General features: G+C 65.4%; 20 protein-coding genes. 10 read left to right on the forward strand and 10 right to left on the reverse strand.

What is annotated here, in order from left to right; genetic code table 11:
* Positions 1 to 43 precede the first annotated feature (43 nt).
* The 3 genes from VOI21_RS22040 to VOI21_RS22050 are packed head-to-tail and all read left to right on the forward strand — an operon-like array spanning position 44 to position 2,981.
* Complete coding sequence (locus VOI21_RS22040; protein ID WP_323772120.1) at positions 44 to 934, forward strand: DUF1289 domain-containing protein; 891 nt, start codon at positions 44 to 46, stop codon at positions 932 to 934.
* Positions 931 to 1,539: an HAD-IA family hydrolase gene (locus VOI21_RS22045; protein ID WP_323772121.1), complete on the forward strand. Its 609-nt coding sequence runs from the start codon at positions 931 to 933 to the stop codon at positions 1,537 to 1,539. The genes VOI21_RS22040 and VOI21_RS22045 overlap by 4 nt, the downstream gene beginning before the upstream one ends.
* Positions 1,536 to 2,981 carry a cobyric acid synthase gene (locus VOI21_RS22050; protein ID WP_323772122.1) on the forward strand — a complete coding sequence of 482 codons (1,446 nt, stop codon included), beginning with the start codon at positions 1,536 to 1,538 and terminating at the stop codon, positions 2,979 to 2,981. Before VOI21_RS22045 ends, VOI21_RS22050 begins: the two co-directional genes overlap by 4 nt.
* Here VOI21_RS22050 and cobD read toward each other — a convergent pair.
* The 4 genes from cobD to VOI21_RS22070 are packed head-to-tail and all read right to left on the reverse strand — an operon-like array spanning position 2,978 to position 6,294.
* Positions 2,978 to 3,970 (reverse strand): threonine-phosphate decarboxylase CobD, encoded by a 993-nt coding sequence (gene cobD, locus VOI21_RS22055; RefSeq protein ID WP_323772123.1) that lies wholly within the window; start codon positions 3,968 to 3,970, stop codon positions 2,978 to 2,980. The two genes, VOI21_RS22050 and cobD, sit on opposite strands and share 4 nt — an antisense overlap.
* An 11-nt stretch (positions 3,971 to 3,981) precedes the next feature.
* Positions 3,982 to 4,917, reverse strand: a complete 936-nt coding sequence (gene cbiB / locus VOI21_RS22060) for an adenosylcobinamide-phosphate synthase CbiB (protein WP_323772124.1) — start codon at positions 4,915 to 4,917, stop codon at positions 3,982 to 3,984.
* Complete coding sequence (locus VOI21_RS22065) at positions 4,914 to 5,705, reverse strand: propanediol utilization protein (RefSeq protein ID WP_323772125.1); 792 nt, start codon at positions 5,703 to 5,705, stop codon at positions 4,914 to 4,916. Before VOI21_RS22065 ends, cbiB begins: the two co-directional genes overlap by 4 nt.
* Before the next feature lie 4 nt (positions 5,706 to 5,709).
* Positions 5,710 to 6,294 (reverse strand): histidine phosphatase family protein, encoded by a 585-nt coding sequence (locus tag VOI21_RS22070; protein WP_323772126.1) that lies wholly within the window; start codon positions 6,292 to 6,294, stop codon positions 5,710 to 5,712.
* 45 nt (positions 6,295 to 6,339) lie between these two features.
* Here VOI21_RS22070 and cobU point away from each other — a divergent pair, with 45 nt between their 5' ends.
* The 4 genes from cobU to VOI21_RS22090 all read left to right on the forward strand — a co-directional run bounded on the left by cobU (position 6,340) and on the right by VOI21_RS22090 (position 9,135).
* Entirely contained in the window at positions 6,340 to 6,852 is a 513-nt protein-coding gene (gene cobU, locus VOI21_RS22075) for a bifunctional adenosylcobinamide kinase/adenosylcobinamide-phosphate guanylyltransferase (RefSeq protein ID WP_323772141.1), read from the forward strand.
* Positions 6,849 to 7,856: a nicotinate-nucleotide--dimethylbenzimidazole phosphoribosyltransferase gene (gene cobT, locus VOI21_RS22080; protein WP_323772127.1), complete on the forward strand. Its 1,008-nt coding sequence runs from the start codon at positions 6,849 to 6,851 to the stop codon at positions 7,854 to 7,856. Before cobU ends, cobT begins: the two co-directional genes overlap by 4 nt.
* The gene (gene cobS, locus VOI21_RS22085; RefSeq protein WP_323772128.1) at positions 7,853 to 8,605 is read left to right on the forward strand and encodes an adenosylcobinamide-GDP ribazoletransferase; all 753 of its coding nucleotides are present in this window, start codon (positions 7,853 to 7,855) and stop codon (positions 8,603 to 8,605) included. Before cobT ends, cobS begins: the two co-directional genes overlap by 4 nt.
* A gap of 74 nt (positions 8,606 to 8,679) precedes the next feature.
* The gene (locus VOI21_RS22090; RefSeq protein WP_323772129.1) at positions 8,680 to 9,135 is read left to right on the forward strand and encodes a MarR family winged helix-turn-helix transcriptional regulator; all 456 of its coding nucleotides are present in this window, start codon (positions 8,680 to 8,682) and stop codon (positions 9,133 to 9,135) included.
* A gap of 7 nt (positions 9,136 to 9,142) precedes the next feature.
* On the opposite strand, the gene arsJ is transcribed toward VOI21_RS22090, so the two are convergent.
* The 3 genes from arsJ to VOI21_RS22105 form a co-directional block, all read right to left on the reverse strand.
* A complete protein-coding gene (gene arsJ / locus VOI21_RS22095; protein ID WP_323772130.1) occupies positions 9,143 to 10,402 on the reverse strand; it encodes an organoarsenical effux MFS transporter ArsJ in 1,260 nt (419 codons plus the stop codon).
* Positions 10,403 to 10,508: 106 nt separating this feature from the next.
* Positions 10,509 to 11,513: an ArsJ-associated glyceraldehyde-3-phosphate dehydrogenase gene (locus tag VOI21_RS22100; RefSeq protein ID WP_323772131.1), complete on the reverse strand. Its 1,005-nt coding sequence runs from the start codon at positions 11,511 to 11,513 to the stop codon at positions 10,509 to 10,511.
* Complete coding sequence (locus tag VOI21_RS22105) at positions 11,510 to 12,337, reverse strand: helix-turn-helix domain-containing protein (protein WP_323772132.1); 828 nt, start codon at positions 12,335 to 12,337, stop codon at positions 11,510 to 11,512. The genes VOI21_RS22100 and VOI21_RS22105 overlap by 4 nt, the downstream gene beginning before the upstream one ends.
* A 169-nt stretch (positions 12,338 to 12,506) precedes the next feature.
* Here VOI21_RS22105 and VOI21_RS22110 point away from each other — a divergent pair, with 169 nt between their 5' ends.
* Together VOI21_RS22110 and VOI21_RS22115 are read left to right on the forward strand one after the other, a co-directional pair.
* Positions 12,507 to 13,706 carry a PLP-dependent aminotransferase family protein gene (locus VOI21_RS22110; protein WP_323772133.1) on the forward strand — a complete coding sequence of 400 codons (1,200 nt, stop codon included), beginning with the start codon at positions 12,507 to 12,509 and terminating at the stop codon, positions 13,704 to 13,706.
* Positions 13,707 to 13,874: 168 nt separating this feature from the next.
* Positions 13,875 to 14,147 carry a hypothetical protein gene (locus VOI21_RS22115; protein WP_323772134.1) on the forward strand — a complete coding sequence of 91 codons (273 nt, stop codon included), beginning with the start codon at positions 13,875 to 13,877 and terminating at the stop codon, positions 14,145 to 14,147.
* A 63-nt stretch (positions 14,148 to 14,210) separates the two neighbouring features.
* Here VOI21_RS22115 and VOI21_RS22120 read toward each other — a convergent pair whose 3' ends face one another.
* From VOI21_RS22120 to dctP, 3 genes are all read right to left on the reverse strand, one after another.
* Entirely contained in the window at positions 14,211 to 15,614 is a 1,404-nt protein-coding gene (locus tag VOI21_RS22120; RefSeq protein ID WP_323772135.1) for a TRAP transporter large permease, read from the reverse strand.
* A complete protein-coding gene (locus VOI21_RS22125) occupies positions 15,611 to 16,243 on the reverse strand; it encodes a TRAP transporter small permease (protein WP_323772136.1) in 633 nt (210 codons plus the stop codon). Before VOI21_RS22125 ends, VOI21_RS22120 begins: the two co-directional genes overlap by 4 nt.
* A 112-nt stretch (positions 16,244 to 16,355) precedes the next feature.
* Entirely contained in the window at positions 16,356 to 17,372 is a 1,017-nt protein-coding gene (gene dctP, locus VOI21_RS22130; RefSeq protein WP_323772137.1) for a TRAP transporter substrate-binding protein DctP, read from the reverse strand.
* Between the two features lie 435 nt (positions 17,373 to 17,807).
* On the opposite strand from dctP, the gene VOI21_RS22135 reads away from it, so the two are divergent.
* On the forward strand, positions 17,808 to 18,000 hold a 193-nt coding region (locus VOI21_RS22135), incomplete at its 3' end, for an acetyl-coenzyme A synthetase N-terminal domain-containing protein (protein WP_323772138.1).

Raw genomic sequence — 18,000 nt, forward strand, 5'->3', positions numbered from 1 at the left:
TACGCACTGGCCGCTCTCCAGGGCTGGTCACGGTGGACCGGACATGAGCCGTATCGACCGCCTCCCCCCCGCCAGCCCTTGCGTCGCGCGCTGCGTCATAGACGAGGCATCGCAACTGTGTAGCGGCTGCGCCCGCAGTCTGGATGAAATCGCCGGTTGGGGCAGCGTGTCCGAGGATGTCCGCTCGGCGGTCTGGGCCGAACTGCCCGCCCGCGCGGCCCGGTTGGGGCTGAAGACCCGCCGCCTGTCGTGGCAGGGCGATACCCTGCTGGCCGAAACCGCGCGCCGCCTCAGCGATGAAGGCGCGCGCCTGATCGCGGGTGTTTGGGGCGCAAGCGGCGAACTGGTCCGCCTGCCCGATGCACCCTGCGCGGTCCAGATCGGTGACGGCGCGCTGACCCTGACGTTGCCCGACGCCGCGCTGCGGCTGGAGGCCGCCCGCCATCTGACCGCGTTTGAGATTGACCGCCCGGACGCGCCCGCGCTGATCGCGCTGTCCGTGCCGGTGGGGCGTGCCTTTCGGGGTAGCCCCGCGACACTGACCGCGCTTGGCCGCGACGATGCGACACTGCTGCCGCACAATGCGGGCGGGATGCGGTTCGACCTTGGCCTTGGGCGGCGCGCGGCACGGTTCACCGTGCGGTGCGACGCATTGCTTGCCGCATCGCTGACCCGCGCGGCTGGCACAGCGTGGCCCGATCACCTGTCGCGCACCGGCCTGCCGCTGCGCGACGCCAGCCCGGTACGGGTGATCGAAACGCCCTGCCTGCGGCTTGAGATCGACGCGGCCATCCCGCTGCCCGATGGCACATCCCCCGCCGGACCGCACACCCACCTGCTGCCGGATCACATCGCGCTAGGGCTGGACACACTGCCGACCGTGCCCATGCCCGCAGGCTATGTGGCGACGGCGCTGATCCTGCCTTCGCCATGACGGCGGATCTGGTCGTCTGGGATTTCGACGGCGTGCTGAATGCCGAACCCGAAGGCACGCCATTTGGTTGGGTGCCCCGGCTGGACGTCGACCTTGGCCTGTCGCCGCGCGCCTTTCGCGCGTTCCTCAATCGTCCCGGTCAGGCGGCGCAGGTCCTGCGCGGCAGGCTCTCGCTGCATGCGGAACTGGACGATTGGCTAAAGGCCCAAGACACACAGGTCACCGCGGACACGCTGCTGGCGCATTGGCTGCGCTCTGAGGATCGCCCGGACGCACAGGTCATCGATTGGCTGGACCGCAGCCCACAGCGCGCCGTGATCGGCACCAACAACCCCGCCCCGCGCGCCGAATACATCATGCAATCCATGGGGTTCTCCACCAGAGTTGAGACGATCTTTGCCTCTGGCCCGATGGGCATGGCCAAGCCTGATCCGGGATTTTATGGCGCAATCGAACGCTGGTCCGGCCTTGCACCCTCCGCGCTCCTGCTGATCGACGACAACCGCGCCAACGTCGCGGCAGCGGCGGCGCGCGGCTGGCAGGCCTTTCATTTTCACGCCCACACCCGCGACGGGTTGCCCGCGAAACTGGGGATCACGCCATGAGCCGCGCCATCATGATCCAAGGCACCGGGTCCAACGTGGGCAAGTCCATGCTGGTGGCGGGTCTGTGCCGCGCGGCGCGGCGGCGCGGGTTGTCGGTGGCCCCCTTCAAACCGCAGAACATGTCCAACAATGCCGCCGTCACCAGCGACGGCGGTGAGATCGGCCGCGCACAGGCCTTGCAGGCGCTGGCCTGCGGGCTGGCCCCGCACACCGACATGAACCCGGTCCTGCTCAAGCCTGAGACGGATGTCGGCGCGCAGGTCGTTGTGCAGGGCAAGCGTCTGACCACTGCCAAGGCCCGGGACTACGCAAAGTTGAAGCCGCAACTCCTTGGACCTGTTCTGGAAAGCTTTGACCGGCTGAAGGCCGCGCATGACCTGATCATCGTCGAAGGGGCCGGTAGCCCGGCAGAGGTCAACCTGCGCAAGGGCGACATTGCCAACATGGGCTTTGCCGAGGCGGCAAGTGTGCCGGTGATCCTGACGGGCGACATCGACCGGGGCGGCGTGATCGCCCAGATCGTTGGCACGCAGGCGGTCATGGACCCAAAGGACGCCAACCGCGTTTCCGGTTTTATCATCAACAAGTTCCGAGGCGACCCTCGACTGTTTGACGATGGCTATGCGCTGATCGAGACGCGCACCGGCTGGCGGGGCTATGGCACCGCTCCGTGGTTTCCAGAGGCATGGAGACTGCCCGCCGAGGACGCGCTGGATGTGCGCGCTCCCGACCGCTCCGAGGGGCTGCACATCGTCTGTCTTTGCCTGTCGCGGATGGCGAATTTCGACGATCTCGACCCGCTGGCGCAGGAACCGGGCGTGCGGCTGACCATGTTGCAGCGCGGCCTGCCGATCCCCGGCGACGCCGATCTGGTGATCCTGCCGGGCAGCAAATCGACACGCGGCGACCTTGCCTTTTTGCGCGATCAGGGCTGGGACATTGATCTGATGGCACATCATCGGCGCGGTGGACGCATCCTTGGGATTTGCGGCGGCTATCAGATGCTGGGCGACAGTATTGATGACCCATCAGGGATTGAGGGACCACCGGGCAAAGACCCCGGTCTGGGTCTGCTGCGCATCGACACGATCATGACCGCCGACAAATCCCTGACCGAAGTGCAGGCCACCCACGCCGCCAGCGGCACCGGATTTCACGGCTATGAAATCCATATCGGGCGCAGCGACGGCCCCGACCGCGCCCGCCCCTTTGCCTTTGTCGCGGGCCAGCCAGAGGGGGCGATCAGCGCCGATCACAATGTCATGGGCAGCTACCTGCACGGTATGTTCCGCGACGATGCCTTTCGCGCCGCATGGCTGGCGGGCTTTGGCGTCACGGCAACGCAGTCCTACGATGCGGGTGTCGAGGCCGCCTTGGACGCGCTGGCCGACCATCTTGAGACACATCTGGATGTGACCGGCATTCTGGCCGCCGCGCGCTAAACCCGGCTGAGCGACGGGACCAAAGCCGCCTCCAGCCGCGCCCAATCCGCCTCTGGCCCCGGCAGGCCCAGCCGCAGCCAGCCGTCCGAGTAGGGAAACCGCCGCGTCCAGATCCGCGACGCGGCAAGGTGGTCCTGCGCCGCCGCCGCATCGCCGGTCTCATAGGTCCGAAACAGCACCGTCCCGCCCACCAAAGACCACCCCGCCGCCTCGGCCAGAGCATCCATCCGCACCGCGTCGCGCGCCAGTTGCCCGATGGTTGCCTCTTGCCACGCCTGATCCGCCAGCGCCTTGACCCCCGCCGTGATCGCCGGGCCACTGACCGCCCACGGCCCAGCCATCCGCCGCATCGGCGCGATCAGGGACGCGGCGCCAAGCGCAAAGCCCAATCGCACCCCCGCCAGCCCGTAAAATTTGCCAAAAGACCTCAGAACCAAAATCCGCACGCCTTCTGGCAGGCGGTCGAGGTATCGGACCATGGAATACTCCGGCACCGGATCGGCAAAGCTTTCGTCCACCACCAGCAGGCCGACATGACGGGCCAGTTCGATCAACTCTTCGGGCGTCCAGAACCGCCCGTCCGGGTTGTTCGGGTTCACCACCACGCCCAGAGGCGCGCCTTTCAACTCGGCGATGTCCGCGACCTGCGTGACCCGCCAGCCCTGCGCCTCCAGCGCGCCGGCATGTTCATTGTAGGTCGGACCGACAACGCGTGCCTCCTGCGGCACCCCAAGGCGCGGCACCAGTTGGATCGCCGCCTGCGCGCCCGCCAGCGGCACGCAGTCCACCCCCTGACCCGCGCCATAGGCCGCGCGCGCCGCAGCGACCAATGCGGCCACCTCTGCCGCCGTCGGCAACGCCGTCCATGCGCGTGCAGACAGGTCGGGAAAGGGATATGGGCGGGCGTTGATCCCGGTCGACAGATCCAGCCAGTCGCCGTCGCCGTATTGGGCCATCGCCCGGTCCAGATCGCCGCCGTGATCGCGCATGGATACCCCCGTCAGAGTGCCGCCAGCCCAGCAAGGACCGCGCCGCAGAGAAACATCGCCCGGACATAAAGCGCAAGGCCGCTGCCGATGGTTTTGGTCGCCGGGTCGGGCGCTCCGTCGTTCACAAAAGGCTCCTCCGCCACCCTGTCCCCATAGGTGCGCGGGCCAGACAGGCGCACGCCCAACCCGCCCGCCAGCGCCGCCTCGGGCCAGCCCGCGTTGGGCGAGCGGTGATGGCGCGCATCGCGGACCACAATCCGCAGCGCAGCCCCCGCCCGACCCGACACCAGCGCAAAGAACAGCGCCGTCAGGCGCGCCGGGATCAGGTTCACCAGATCGTCGAGCCGCGCCGCGCATTTGCCGAAATGCTCGTAGCGGTCGGTGCGGTGCCCGATCATCGAATCCATCGTGTTGATCGCCTTGTAGGCGGCAATCCCCGGCAGGCCGGCAACCAACCCCCAGAACAGCGGCGCGACGATCCCGTCGGACGTGTTCTCGGCCAGACTTTCCAGCGCTGCACGGCTGACCCCGGCGGCATCCAGTTGGCTGGGATCCCGCCCCACGATCATCGACAGCGCATGGCGCGCAGCAGGCAAATCGCCCGCCAGCAGCGGGTCGCGCACCGCGACCACATGGTCATACATCGACCGTACCGCAATCAGCGGCCAAGCCAGAAAGCCAAGGATCAACGTCGCGATCCAGCCGTCGCCCACGGCCACCGTGACCAAAAGCGCTGGCAACACGGCAAGACAAACGACACTCCCAACCGTGACTGCTCCCAGCAACAAGCGGGCGGTGTCAGACCCACGGTTAAGCCGCGCCTCCAACGCCGAGATCAGCGCCCCAAGCCACACCACCGGATGCGAGATCCGGCGGTACAGCGCACCCGGCCAGCCGATCAGCGCATCGACCAGCAGGCCGATAAACATGATGGCGGCGAAACTCATGGAGTGCCTCCGGTCGCAAATCTCAAGACCTCGGTCAGGCCGGCGGCTTGCATCGCCTCCTCGGCCCCTGCGGGCACTGTGCCGGGGGCAAAGATCAGCGCGCGGGCGGGGCCGGTGTGGGCGCGCGCATGTCCCAGCGCGCCCAGCCGTGCCACCAGTTCGGGCATCGGATCATCCGCTGGCCCGCGCAGGGCCGTACAGCGCTGCGCGGACTGGCTGGCCAAGGCGGCTTTCCCGGCAAGGCCGGCCTGCGGCCACGCCGAGATCAGATCGGCGATGTCCGGAAAGGCGACATCCTGCGGGTCCGTGCGCTCCGGCGGCCCCCAAAAGCCGCCGACTATCTCACAAGCCGGGATTGGTCCCATCTGCTGCAAGACCTCGCCCCGCCGCGACGCCCAGAGCAGTCGGTCCGGCGCGGGCCACATCAGCGGGTCGCTGGCCCCCTCGACGGCGATACAGGCGCGCGCCACATCTGCACAGTTGTCCACGCCCGCAACCCGTGCCAGCCCCACCAGCGCCGCCGTGGACATACCCGCGCCGCCACCGGGCGGCAGGTCGGGGGCAATTGAAAACTGCCCGCTCTCCGCTGCGCCGATTTCGGACAACAGGCGCGCCGCCTGAGTCGGATTGATAAGCGCAGGCGCCCCCGCCAACCGCAAAGGTCCGTCGCCGATCCGCGTGACCCGCACACCGCGCACCGGGCACACCAGCGTCACCAGCACCACCGGCCCGCCCGGGCCAAGACACCCCTGTAGCCACTCTCCGAAATGTCCCGCGACAAACCCCATGTCGTTACAGCGGGCGCCAGTTCACGGCGATCACCGACAGCCCGCCATCAAAGACCCGCAGCCGGGTCACGGACCACGGCGCGACCTCAAAGGCCAGTGCGGCAGGCACCGCCCCCAGCGCCAGCGCCAGCGCCGCGCGGGCGGTCCCGGCATGGGCCACAATGGCCAGCGGCCCCGCCTCTTGTGCGCGCCCTGCCAAACCCATCAGCGCCGGGCGCATCCGGGCCACCATATCGGCAAAACTCTCTCCACCCGGCGGGCGGTGGTCGGCAAGGTCCTGCGCGGACAAGCGGCCAAGGTCGGGTAACTGGTCAAACGGCATCCCGTCATGGTCGCCGAAATCCTGCTCCCAGAGTCGCGCATCGCTATGCACCTCTGCGCCGGGCCACAGTGCCGCCGCCGTCTGCTGGCACCGCAACGCGGGGCTGGCCACGCGCAACGGAACCCCCGCCACCAATGCCTGCAACGGCTGCCAGATCGCGGGATCGCCCAGTTCTGCCGGGACATCCGTACGCCCGCACAGACGCCCGCCATGTTGGGCGGGCGCGTGTCGAATCAGCATCAGTTCTGCGGCATCAGGCGGCGTCATTTCGGGGCTTTTCAACCAGATCGGAACATGCTTTGTCACGACCGCATGGGAAAGTCGATCCTCATCACGGGCGGCGCGCGCTCTGGCAAAAGCACACTGGCCGAGCGTATGACGCTGCGGCTGGGTCGGCCCGCGATCTACATCGCCACCGCGCAAGCCCATGACACTGAGATGGCGGATCGCATCGCCCAACACCAATCCCGCCGCGACGCCGACTGGCGCACGATCGAGGCCCCGCGCGACTTGATCGGCGCGCTGCGTGACAGCGACGGCACTGCGCCCCGGCTGGTCGATTGTCTGACGCTTTGGCTGACCAACCTGATGCTGGCGGATGAGGACTGGCAGGCGGCGACACAGGCGCTTGCGGCGGAACTGGCGCACCAGTCCGCGCCGGTCGTCTTTGTCACCAATGAGGTCGGCGCCGGGATCGTCCCCGAAAACGCCCTTGCCCGCGCCTTTCGAGATGCGGCGGGGCTGGTCAATCAACGTATCGCTGACGCCTGCGATGAACTCTGGTTCTGTGTCGCGGGTCATCCCCTAAAGGTCAAACCTGCATGAGCACACTTTCCCTGACGTCGCTGGACGCGGTCAACTCTCTCGATCTGCCCGCCTTTGACAAGGCCGCCGCCAAGGCCGCCACAGAGCGTCAGATGCAACTGACCAAGCCGCCGGGCTCACTGGGCCGGCTGGAGGATCTTGCCGCCTTCATGGCGGGTTGGCGCGGCACAGACAGGCCCCGGATCGAGCTTGCACAAGCGTTGATCTTTGCGGGCAACCACGGGGTCTGCGCGCAAGGCGTGAACCCCTTTCCGCAGGAAGTGACGGCGCAGATGGTGGCGAATTTCGCCGCCGGGGGCGCGGCCATCAACCAATTGTGCAAAGCCGCCGGGGCTGATCTCGACGTGATCGCGCTGGACCTGGACCGGCCCACCCGCGACTTTACCACTGCCCCCGCCATGGAGGAGGCGGATTGCCTCGACGCAATGCAGCGCGGCGCGGCAGCGGTGAACCCGGATGCAGACATCCTGTTGCTGGGCGAGATGGGGATCGGCAACTCGACCGTGGCCGCAGCACTGGCCCTTGCCGCCTTTGGCGGTACGGCGCAGGACTGGGTCGGACCCGGCACCGGATCGGACGCCGACGGCATGAGCCTCAAGGCCCGCGTGATCACCGCCGCCGTCGATATGCACGGACAGTTGTCGCCGATGATGCGCCTTGTGGCCCTGGGCGGGCGCGAACAGGCGGCGCTGTGCGGTGCGGTGCTGGCGGCGCGGATGGCGCGGATTCCCGTTCTGCTCGACGGGTTCATCTGCACCGCCGCCGTCACGCCGCTGCATGCGGCAAACCCCGACCTGCTGGCGCATTGCCTGATCGCTCACCAAAGCCGCGAGCCGGGCCACCGGCGGCTGGCCGAGGCGATGAACAAGGCCCCGTTGCTGGACCTCGGGATGGCGCTTGGCGAAGGGTCCGGCGCGGCGCTGGCCCTGCCGATCCTCAAAGGCGCGCTGGCCTGCCACAACGGCATGGCGACCTTTGCCGAAGCAGGTATTTCGGGCGCATGACCCAGCGCCGCCGCCTTGATGAATTGCGGCTGGCGGCGATGATGCTGACTCGTGTGCCAATGGGACGGCTGGCCGATCCGGCACCGACCCTGACGCAGGCGCGGTGGGCCTTCCCCTTGGTGGGCCTGCCTTTGGGGCTGGTGGCTTGGGCCCTCTTTGCCGGGGCGACGGCGCTGGGATTGCCCACGCTGACCACTGCCCTTGCGGCGCTGGCTGCCTTGGCCATGCTGACCGGCGGACTGCACCACGACGGGTTCGCCGATTTTGCGGACGGCATGGGCGGGCGGGACCGGGCGCACCGGCTAGAGATCATGCGCGACAGCCGGGTCGGCAGCTATGGCGTGATCGCGTTGATCTTTGCCGTGGGCCTGTCGGCCTCGGCCCTTGGCACCGTGTCCACCTCCGCCTGGGCCGGGTTTGCGCTGGTCAGCGTGGCCAGCCGGTTTGCCATGCTGGTTCTGCTCGACACCCTGCCCCCGGCGCGGGACGACGGGCTGGGCCGGATGGCGGCAGAGGCGCGCGGCGCGCTGCCGTGGGGCGTCTGGCTGCCGGGTCTGGTCATGATCGCATTCACCGTATTGCTATGCGGTCCCGCCGCAATCGCCGTTCTGGCCGCGATGGCGCTGGTGGCAAGTCTGGTGGCGCGGCTGGCGCATCGAACGCTCGGCGGTCAGACCGGCGATGTGCTGGGCGCGGTGCAACTGGCCACCGAGACGGTCGGCTGGATGACCCTTGCCGCCACACTCTAAGGACAGCCAACCTCATTGCATATGCAACGAGGACAAGGTTAGTCTGGCGGAACCGCGCAACATGGACCTCCTCGATGACCGCATCTTCCGACATGCCCCCTTTTGATCTCGGGAGTTTTACGCCTTACCGCCTTGCCGTCGCAGCGGAAAGGACGTCAGAGGCGTTGGCGCGCCAGTACCGCCAACAGTTCGGCATCTCGATCCCCGAATGGCGCGTTCTGGTGCATCTGGGTCAGCCGCTGGACGGGGCAGCCACCGTTTCTGTCCGCGACATCGAAGAACGCGTCGCCATGGAGAAATCCAAGGTCAGCCGTGCCGCCTCCCGGCTGGAAGCGTCAGGCTATATCGAAAAAACGGTGGATGCGGGCGACCGGCGGCTGGTGCGGCTGGCACTGACTGACAAGGGCCGCGCGCTGATGGCCGACCTGATGCCACTGGCGACGGCCTATCAGCAGCGGATCGAAACCCTGCTGGGAGAGACCTTTGCCGGGTTGGAGGCCGGGTTGGACGCGATCCTCGACGCGGAGTAGGCGCCGCTTACGCTGCCCGCAAGCGCGCAGCGCCCACCGCGCTGATCGCCACCATGACCGAGGCCGTCGCCAGACATAGGGGCAGACCGCCAATCTGATAGCTGAGACCTGACAGCAACGTACCCAGCAAGCGCCCGGTGGCGTTCGCCATGTAGTAAAACCCCACGTCCATTGTCACCCGCTCACCCTTTGAAAAGGCAAGGATCAGGTAGCTGTGCAGGGAACTGTTCACGGCAAAAAGCGCGCCAAAAACCAGCAGCCCGGCGATGATTGTCCCGGTCAGCCATGGCGCGGGCGCGCCCGCCCACCAGACCAGCGCCGCCAGCACCGCAGGCACCACGGTCAGTGACAACGCCCAGTGGCGCGCTGCCCCGACAACCTCTGAGGCCGGGCGGGTCGCGGCGCGCAACGCCTTGGGCGCATAGGCCTGCACCGCGCCATAGAGGATCGTCCAGACCGCCATAAAGCTGCCGATGGTAAAGAACGCCACGCGGTTGCCCGCCTCAGACCCATCCGACAGCACCGCATAGAAATAGACCGGGATGCCGACCACGAACCACACGTCCCGCGCGCCGAACAGAAAGACCCGGGCTGCGGACAGCCAGTTCACGTTGCGGTCTTTGGAAAAGACCTCAGAGAACTTGGCGCTCTTCTTGCCGGTGGGAAGGCCCGCAGGCATCCGCAAGCTGACCGCCAGCAGGACCGCGCCCAGCACCGCCGCCATGCCCAAGACCGCCGGGACAAAGCCGAAGACCGCCAGCATCGCCGCCCCTAACAGGAACCCCAGCCCCTTGATCGCGTTCTTGGACCCGGTCAGCAGCGCGACCCATTTGAACAACCCGCCCTGCCCGGCGGGGGCCAACAGCTTGACCGCAGATTTGGCAGACATCTTGGACAGGTCCTTGGCCACGCCCGACACCCCCTGCACCGCCATGACAAAGATCACCGAGGCGCTCAGGCTCCACCCCGGGTCCAGTTGCGCCAAGGCCAGCAGCGCGCCCACCTGCAAGGCAAGCCCGGCATACAGCGTTGAGGTCAGGCCAAATCGCGCCGCGATCCACCCCGCCGACAGGTTGGTGACAATGCCCGCAAACTCATACAGCAGGAACAGATAGGCCAATTGCACCGGCGAAAAGCCTAAGCTGTGAAAGTGCAGCAGCACCAGCATCCGCAGCGCCCCATCGGTGAGCATGAAGGCCCAATAGGCGGCGGTCACGGCCATATAGGCGGCAAGGCCTTCGGGCCGGTGTGAGGTGGTATCGGTCATGTCCGGGCTCCGGTCTTGCGACAGCAGGTAAACAGCAGAGACCCCGCGCCGGGGCCTCCATCTGCGAGGTCTGGGCGCGAGGTCCCGGCGCGCGGGCCGGGACGGGTCATCGGTCCAGAGAGGCCGCTACCATATGGGCCACGTCCACCAGACGGTTGGCATAGCCCCACTCATTGTCATACCAGGCGTAGATTTTCACCTGCGTGCCGTTCACCACCATGGTCGAGGGCGCATCCACAATCGCAGAGCGCGGATCGTTGGTATAATCCGTCGACACCAGCGGGCGTTCCTCATAGCCAAGGATGCCCTTCAACGCACCCTCTGCGGCGGCCTTGAACAGCGCGTTGACCTCTTCGGCAGTCGTCGCCGTCTCCACCTCGAACACACAATCGGTCAGCGAAGCATTCAGCAGCGGCACCCGCACCGCATGGCCGTTCAACCGGCCCTTCAGCTCGGGGTAAATCAGCGTAATCGCCGTGGCCGACCCGGTTGTTGTGGGAATCAAAGAGTTCAGCGCCGACCGCGCGCGGCGCAGGTCTTTGGCGGGGCGGTCGACGATGGTCTGCGTGTTGGTCACGTCATGAATCGTTGTGATAGAGCCGTGTTTGATCCGCAGGGTTTCGTGGATCACCTTGACCACCGGGGCAAGGCAGTTGGTGGTGCAGGAGGCCGCCGTGACGATGTCATGCGTGTCAGCATCATAGATGCCGTCGTTCACCCCCATGACGATGTTCACCGCTCCGCCATCCTTGACCGGGGCCGAGACCACCACCTTTTTCACGCCGCGGTCAAAATAGGGGGCGATACGCTCTGCGGTCTTGTAATAGCCGGTGCAGTCCACAACCACATCGACGCCCTCTAGCGGCAGATCGTCAAGGCTGCGTGCCGCATAGACCGGAATGCGCGTGCCGTTGACGGTGAGGCTGTTGTCATCAGCGCTGAACGCGGCATCCCAGCGGCCATGCACGGTGTCAAACTCCAGCAGATGCGCATGCATGGCGGGATCGCCCACCGCGTCGTTGATAAAGGCGATGCTGTCGCCCGCTTCCAGCATGGGTTTCACGATCAGCTTGCCGATGCGGCCAAGCCCGTTGATGGCATAGGTGGTCATGCAAAATCTTCCGTTCTGGCGATGTCGTCGATCCGGACCTGCAGGCTTTCGCGGTCCAGCGTCCTGATCGGCAGGGCAGTGAAGGACAGGATGCGGTTGCGCAGTGCGCCGTAGACCTGCTGAAAGGCCAGCAGCCTTTCCGCCTCCGTGCCGGTCGCCTTGACCGGGTCTGGCTGGCCCCAATGTCCGGTCATCGGCTGTCCGGGCCACGGCGGGCATTCCTCATTTGCGGCACGATCACAAACGGTAAAGACAAAATCCAGCCCCGGCGCTCCGTCACCCTGAAATTCGGCGATGGTCTTGGACCGCAGGCCCGACACATCATGCCCCTTGTCGGCCAGCACCTTCAAGGCCAGCGGGTTCATCTTGCTGTAGGGATTGGTGCCGGCGGAAAAGGCCTGAAACCGGTCGCCCGCCAAATCGCGCAACAGCGTTTCGGCAAAGATCGACCGGGCAGAGTTGCCGGTGCAGATGAACAGGACGTTGTATTTGCGATCCGTCATGGGAGGCTCCGAAAGGACGTGTGGCAGGCAGATTTCAGGACGTCCCCGGCAGCAATCCGCCCCGAGGTAAGAGATCAGTCGGCCCGCGCCACCAACATCGGCGGTGTACAGCAGCGAGGTGCCATGGCGGGTCTGCGTTACCAGTCCCGCATTGCGAAGATGTGACAGCCCAGCAGACAGCGTGGACGGGGCCATGTTCAGAACGTCGGCGATCTCCCCCGCCGGAACGGCATCGGGATAGCGCCGCATCAACAGCCGAAAGACATCCAGACGACCGCTGTGCGACAGGGCGGCAAGCGCGTTGAGGGACTCAATTTTCATATTTCTGGAAATACGGAAATAGAGTCGCGTGAGCAAGCCATATTTCCGAAAAACCGGAAATATCGGCAGCGGGACTGCGCCGAACCGCCGGTCTTTGCTTGCCATCCATTTACCAAAACATGTTAGGAGAGCGGCCATATCGCCCAGCCCTGCTTTCCGGAGGATTCCCTTGTCCCGACGCGCGCCCTTTGCCCATTGGCTGAATGACACCAACGACGTGACGCAGACCTTTCTGTCGGCGGGCCGAATTCCCAATCTGGTGAACCTCGCGGGCGGGCTGCCAGACCCCACGACATGGCCGGTGGCAGAGCTGACCGATTTCGCCGGGCGCGCCGTGGCCGATCACACGCAGGACGCGCTGGGGTATTCGCCCATCGACGGGCTGCCCGACCTGCGCGACCGCATCGCAGCCGACTATAGCCGGGGCGATCTGCGGCTGACGCGGGACAACGTGCTGATCACCACCGGCGGGATGCAGGGGCTGGAACTGCTGGGAAAGGTGCTGCTGAACAAGGGCGACACTATCGCGGCACAGTCGCCCGCCTACCTTGGGGCCATCGACGCGTGGAAACCACGCGCACCGCAGTATCGCGCCATGGTGCTGGAACAGGACGGTTTCGATCCGCGCGCCGCAATGAACGGCGCGCAATTCGCCTACACGGTGCCGAATTTCTCCAATCCCTCGGGCCGGCTTGTGCCGGAGGAGGAACGGCGCACGCTTGTCGCGGCGGCGCAGGCAACGGGCTGCTGGCTGGTCGAGGATGACCCCTACGGCCACCTGTACTACGATGAGACACCCCTGCCCCGGATGCTGGACCTCTCGGCCACCGGTGCGCCGGTCTATGACGGCCCGGTCATCTACCTTGGCACCTTTTCCAAGAACCTTGCGCCGGGGCTACGCGTCGGCTGGGTCATTGCAGCGCCAGAGGTGATCACCGCCATGACCACCGCCAAACAGGGATCGGACATGTTTACCAGCGGGCTGTGCCAGAGGATTGCCCTTCAGGCGCTGGATCAGGGTCTGACGGACCGCATCCTGCCGGGTATTCTTGATCTGTACCGCGACCGGCGCGATGCGCTGTGCGCCGCAATGGCGGAGGACCTGTCGGATCTGTTCACATGGGAGGTGCCGACCGGCGGCATGTTTGTCTGGGCGGTTGCCCGCGATCCGTCGCTGGACACTGACAAACTGATGAAAACCGGGCTGGACCACGGCGTCTGCGTCTCGCCCTCCAGCGTGTTTGACCCGCTGGGGCGGGATCATCGGGCAATCCGCGTGAATTTCACCCTCAACCCGCCCGAGGTGCTGGCCGAAGGCGTCCGCCGCCTTGCCGCCGCAACCCGCATGGAACTGACGCGCGCCGCCTGAGGCTTTACAAACTGCGTCACCGGTACACGGCTCCTAATTGGCAGGACGGCGGGAAACTGCCGAGCTGTCAACACAACCTTAATACATTCCGATAATAACATATAAGAAATTCAGAATGGATTTGGGCGTTTCAATCGCCCCCAGGAATGTCGAGTAGGAGCAATACACATGACGATCAACCACACGTTTGCCGTGACCCTCAGCCTTGTCGTGCTGTCAGGCGCGGCCCAAGCCGATCATGGGAACCCATGGGCCACAGCCGACGATACCGTTCTGTCCAAGAACCATGACGCCAATCAGGCCAAAAGCGTTGGCACGCCGGGTGAGGACGAAATGCGCGGTGCCCTGACTCGCGCGGCGCGCGGCAAGCTGGACGATCCGCAGAGCAACCGTGGCGCGTCTGGTGCAGGCAAAGGCGGCGGTAAAGGCGGTCGCCGCTGACCTGAAACGGCAAAAGGCAGCGCCCTTCAGGCGCGGCCTTTTCCCCCGCAATCCAAGCGGGCGTTAAGACGCCAGTGACGGCAGCCACAGCACGATCCCGGGGAAGGCCACCAGCAGCGCAATGGTGATCCCGTCGGCCACGAAAAACGGCGTCACGCCCCGGAACACATCCTGCACCGACAGTTCCGGCCGCACCCCGGCCACGACAAAGCAGTTCAACCCGATGGGCGGCGTGATCAGGCAGAACTCGGCCATCTTGACCACCAGAATACCGAACCAGACCGCGCACATCGGCCCCGACATCCCGAAAGTCGCCTCTTCGGCGCTGACAAACATGCCTCCGTTCAGCGCCATGATCGCCGGATAGACCACCGGCAGCGTCAACAGCAGCATGCCGATGGCATCCATGAACATCCCCAGCACCGCATAGGCCAAGAGGATGCAGACAAGGATCAACATCGGCGAATACGGCAGCGCCGTGATCCAGTCGGAAAAGGCCGAGGGCAGATCGGCAAAGCCCAGGAACCGCACGTAGATCAGCACGCCCCAGATGATGGTGAAGATCATGATCGACAGCTTTGCCGTCTCGACCAGCGCATCCTTGAGCTCGTTCAGGCGCATTCCGCGCCAAAGCGCCATCAGGAAGACGATAAAGGCCCCGATGGCCCCACCCTCTGTCGGGGTGCCCCAACTGTCGCCGCCAAAGGGGTTGTAGACAAAGAAGATGATGATCACGACCACCGCCACGATGGGCAGCGCGGGCGGCAGGCTTTCGAACCGCTGACGCCATGTGAACCCGCCCACCGGCGGGCCAAAGCCCTTGATCGTCAGCGCCAGCCCGATGATCAGGATGGCATAGATCAGCGCCGAAAAGACGCCGGGTATGAACCCGGCCAGCAACAGCTTGCCCACGTCCTGTTCGACAATGATCGCATAGATCACAAGGATGGCCGATGGCGGGATCAAGGAGGCCAGCGTGCCGCCCGCCGCCACAACCCCTGCCGCGAACCGCTTGTCATAGCCCACCTTCAGCATCTCGGGGATGGCGATGCGGGCAAAGACCGCTGCCGTCGCCACCGATGCGCCGGACACGGCGGCAAAGCCTGCGGTGGCAAAGACCGTCGACACCGCCAGCCCGCCGGGCACCCATGCGATCCAGCGTTTCGCCGCCTCGAACAGCGCGCGGGTCAGCCCGGCGTAATAGGCCAGATAGCCGATCAGGATAAAGGTCGGAATCAGCGACAGCGCCTGAGATGACACCTTGCCATGCGGCACCTGCCCCGCCGTCTTGACCGCCACCGTCAGCGCCCAGCCAAATTCCTCGGGGTCGTAGCCTTTCTTCGACCAGAAGATCCAGATCAGCCCGACCAGTCCCGAAAAGGCGGCGGCAAAGGCCACGCGCATCCCAAGGACGACCATGACCAACAGGCCGCCGGTCACCCAGAGACCAATTTCAATGGATGTCATGTGTCGTGCCCCTGTACCTGATCGGCCTCGGCCAGTGCCTGTTCCGCCGCCGACATGACCAGCGGCACCGCCACGGGTTCGCTCAGGCCAAAGAGGACGGCGCGGCCATAGCCCCACAATTGCAGCACCAGCCGCAGGCAGATCACTGAAAACGCCACCGGCACCACCAGCTTCGCGGGCCAGATCGGCAAGCCGATGTCGATAGAGCTGTCGCGGCTCCAGTTCGGTTTGGAAAAGTCAAAGCTGCGGTCGAAATGCGCCCAAGTGCCCCAGACCAGCAGCGCCATCAACAGCAGCACAAGGAACGTCGTGATGAACTCTGCCGCCCAGAGCGCGCGCCCCTTGAGCGCGCCCACGACAATGTCCATGCGGATGTGTCCGCCCGCGCGCTGGACATAGGAAATGCCGAAAATAGCGATGAAGGGCATCGCCGCCTCGATCCAGTCGACATAGCCGCGCAGCGGTTCGTTGAACAGATTGCGCCCGGTGACGGACACCACCGCAAGGCACATCAGCGCAAAGGCCCCAAGGCCAGAGACAAGGGCCATGCCCCACTCGATCCGCGCCAAACCCCGGTCGAGCCGGGAAAGCGGGCTGCCATCCTCAAGGATAGAGGCATGTCCGGCCATCGTTTTTCTCCGGTCTTGTGATTGCAGAAACCCCGCCCCGGCCCTGCGCCGGGGCCTCGCGCCCTCTCAGACAAGAGGCCCCGGCACAAGGCCGGGGCGGGATCGTGTTGCCTCAGTTGGACGCGCGCGTCTTTTCCAGAGTCGAGAAGACGAGGTCATAGAGCTCTTGCGCCGGCAGGCCCTGCGCGCTCATGTCGGCCAGCCATGCTTCGTGGATCGGCTTGCCAGCCACATCGCGGAACTTGGCCAGTTCGTCGTCCGAGATCATGACCTTGGTCACGCCCTTTTCGGCCAGCACCTCATCCCAGCGCTTCAGCAACTCGCCATAGTTTTCGAGGTAATAGGCAATCGCCTCATCCACCGACTCGTCCAGCGCGGCGCGCTGGTCGTCCGGCAGCGCCTCATAGGCGTCGATATTGACCACAACCGGGCAGTTCACGGTGCCGGGGTTCAGGTTGGCCGTCCACCAGTCCGCTTGGTTGATGGTGCCAAAGGACAGATGCGCGTGCTGCGCAAAGGCCACGGTGTCGACAACACCCGACTGCATCGCCTGATAGGCCTCGGACGAGGTCACAGAGGTCGGCACACCGCCGACCGCGGTAAACGCCTTGCCCAGACCGCCCGTGGCGCGTACGCGCATGCCGTCAAATTCCGCCAGTTCGTCGCGCGGATCACCGGTGCCTACCAGATTGTACTGCGGCATGGGTGAGGTCATCAGCATCTGCGCGTTCCACTGCGCCATTTCCTCGGCCACCGCAGGGTGAGCATAGACCGCGTGGCTGACGGCCACTTCTTCTTCCAGCGTGGACACCCCGAGGAACGGCAGTTCCAGCACGGTGATCGCGCGGTTCTTGTCCGCGTGGTAGCCCGCGCAGAACTGGGCCATCTCGAAGGCGCCGATGGAAATGCCGTCGAGGTTCTCGGTGTTCTTGGACAAACCACCGTAAGAGATGTTCATGGTGAATTCGCCGCCGGTTTTTTCCGACACCAGATCGGCGATCTTGTGGATGTGTTCGGTGAACGCGCGGCGCGAGCCCCAGACCGACACGTTCCATTCGGTGGCGGCAGCCTCGGTTACAAACGTCGCGGCAACGGCGCTCAGCAGCAGTTTTGCAGTAGTGCTGGACATATTATCCTCCCCTATGTCTCACAGCGGTATGTTCCGCCTCGCAGCGGAGGTTAGCCGAAAGCCCCGGCACTTCAAGGCTTTTGCCGCAAGCAAGAGATTCGCGTGGGGCGAGCGCTAACAGTTCGTATACAACCGTATACCGCATCGTTTTGTCACACCTCCCCCCGACGGGCCCACACCCCGCACACCCCCGGACAAGCCCGAAAAATGCCCCTGCGACGAGGTGTCATTGCACCGTTGTAAACAAAGGGTTTAGCGGTGCCCGGGCAAATTTGTTTACGATTTTCAAACTGGAAATGCAAATTATTTACAGCTAACGCATTATTTTTGCACAGGTTATTTCATTCTTTTCCACTTTCAGTATTCTCCAACTTGTACGCGGTGACGCAACGGAACGGCGCGCCATCGGATCACTTCGGAGAGGGAGCTCCTGTCATGACCGACCAGACCAAACCAGTAACCGGCAACCCCGTTTACCCGCCCTCCGCGGACCTGACGGCCAACGCCCACATCGACGCGGCGCGCTATGACGCGATGTATGCGGCGTCGATCAGCGACCCCGAGGGGTTCTGGGCCGAGCAGGCGCAGCGGCTGGACTGGATGAAGGCCCCGACCGAGATCAAGAACG

Source organism: Antarctobacter sp. (assembly GCF_034670325.1).
Taxonomy (GTDB): domain Bacteria; phylum Pseudomonadota; class Alphaproteobacteria; order Rhodobacterales; family Rhodobacteraceae; genus Antarctobacter.

Coding starts and splice junctions, on each gene's coding strand:
- cbiB (WP_323772124.1), bottom strand. CDS start 4,917: ATGAGTTTCGCCGCCATCATGTTTATCGGCCTGCTGGTCGATGCGCTG.
- VOI21_RS22105 (WP_323772132.1), bottom strand. CDS start 12,337: ATGAAAATTGAGTCCCTCAACGCGCTTGCCGCCCTGTCGCACAGCGGT.
- VOI21_RS22040 (WP_323772120.1), top strand. CDS start 44: ATGAGCCGTATCGACCGCCTCCCCCCCGCCAGCCCTTGCGTCGCGCGC.
- VOI21_RS22120 (WP_323772135.1), bottom strand. CDS start 15,614: ATGACATCCATTGAAATTGGTCTCTGGGTGACCGGCGGCCTGTTGGTC.
- VOI21_RS22050 (WP_323772122.1), top strand. CDS start 1,536: ATGAGCCGCGCCATCATGATCCAAGGCACCGGGTCCAACGTGGGCAAG.
- cobS (WP_323772128.1), top strand. CDS start 7,853: ATGACCCAGCGCCGCCGCCTTGATGAATTGCGGCTGGCGGCGATGATG.
- cobD (WP_323772123.1), bottom strand. CDS start 3,970: ATGCGCGATCACGGCGGCGATCTGGACCGGGCGATGGCCCAATACGGC.
- VOI21_RS22115 (WP_323772134.1), top strand. CDS start 13,875: ATGACGATCAACCACACGTTTGCCGTGACCCTCAGCCTTGTCGTGCTG.
- VOI21_RS22090 (WP_323772129.1), top strand. CDS start 8,680: ATGACCGCATCTTCCGACATGCCCCCTTTTGATCTCGGGAGTTTTACG.
- arsJ (WP_323772130.1), bottom strand. CDS start 10,402: ATGACCGATACCACCTCACACCGGCCCGAAGGCCTTGCCGCCTATATG.
- cobU (WP_323772141.1), top strand. CDS start 6,340: ATGGGAAAGTCGATCCTCATCACGGGCGGCGCGCGCTCTGGCAAAAGC.
- VOI21_RS22065 (WP_323772125.1), bottom strand. CDS start 5,705: ATGGGGTTTGTCGCGGGACATTTCGGAGAGTGGCTACAGGGGTGTCTT.
- VOI21_RS22045 (WP_323772121.1), top strand. CDS start 931: ATGACGGCGGATCTGGTCGTCTGGGATTTCGACGGCGTGCTGAATGCC.
- dctP (WP_323772137.1), bottom strand. CDS start 17,372: ATGTCCAGCACTACTGCAAAACTGCTGCTGAGCGCCGTTGCCGCGACG.
- cobT (WP_323772127.1), top strand. CDS start 6,849: ATGAGCACACTTTCCCTGACGTCGCTGGACGCGGTCAACTCTCTCGAT.
- VOI21_RS22100 (WP_323772131.1), bottom strand. CDS start 11,513: ATGACCACCTATGCCATCAACGGGCTTGGCCGCATCGGCAAGCTGATC.
- VOI21_RS22070 (WP_323772126.1), bottom strand. CDS start 6,294: ATGACGCCGCCTGATGCCGCAGAACTGATGCTGATTCGACACGCGCCC.
- VOI21_RS22125 (WP_323772136.1), bottom strand. CDS start 16,243: ATGGCCGGACATGCCTCTATCCTTGAGGATGGCAGCCCGCTTTCCCGG.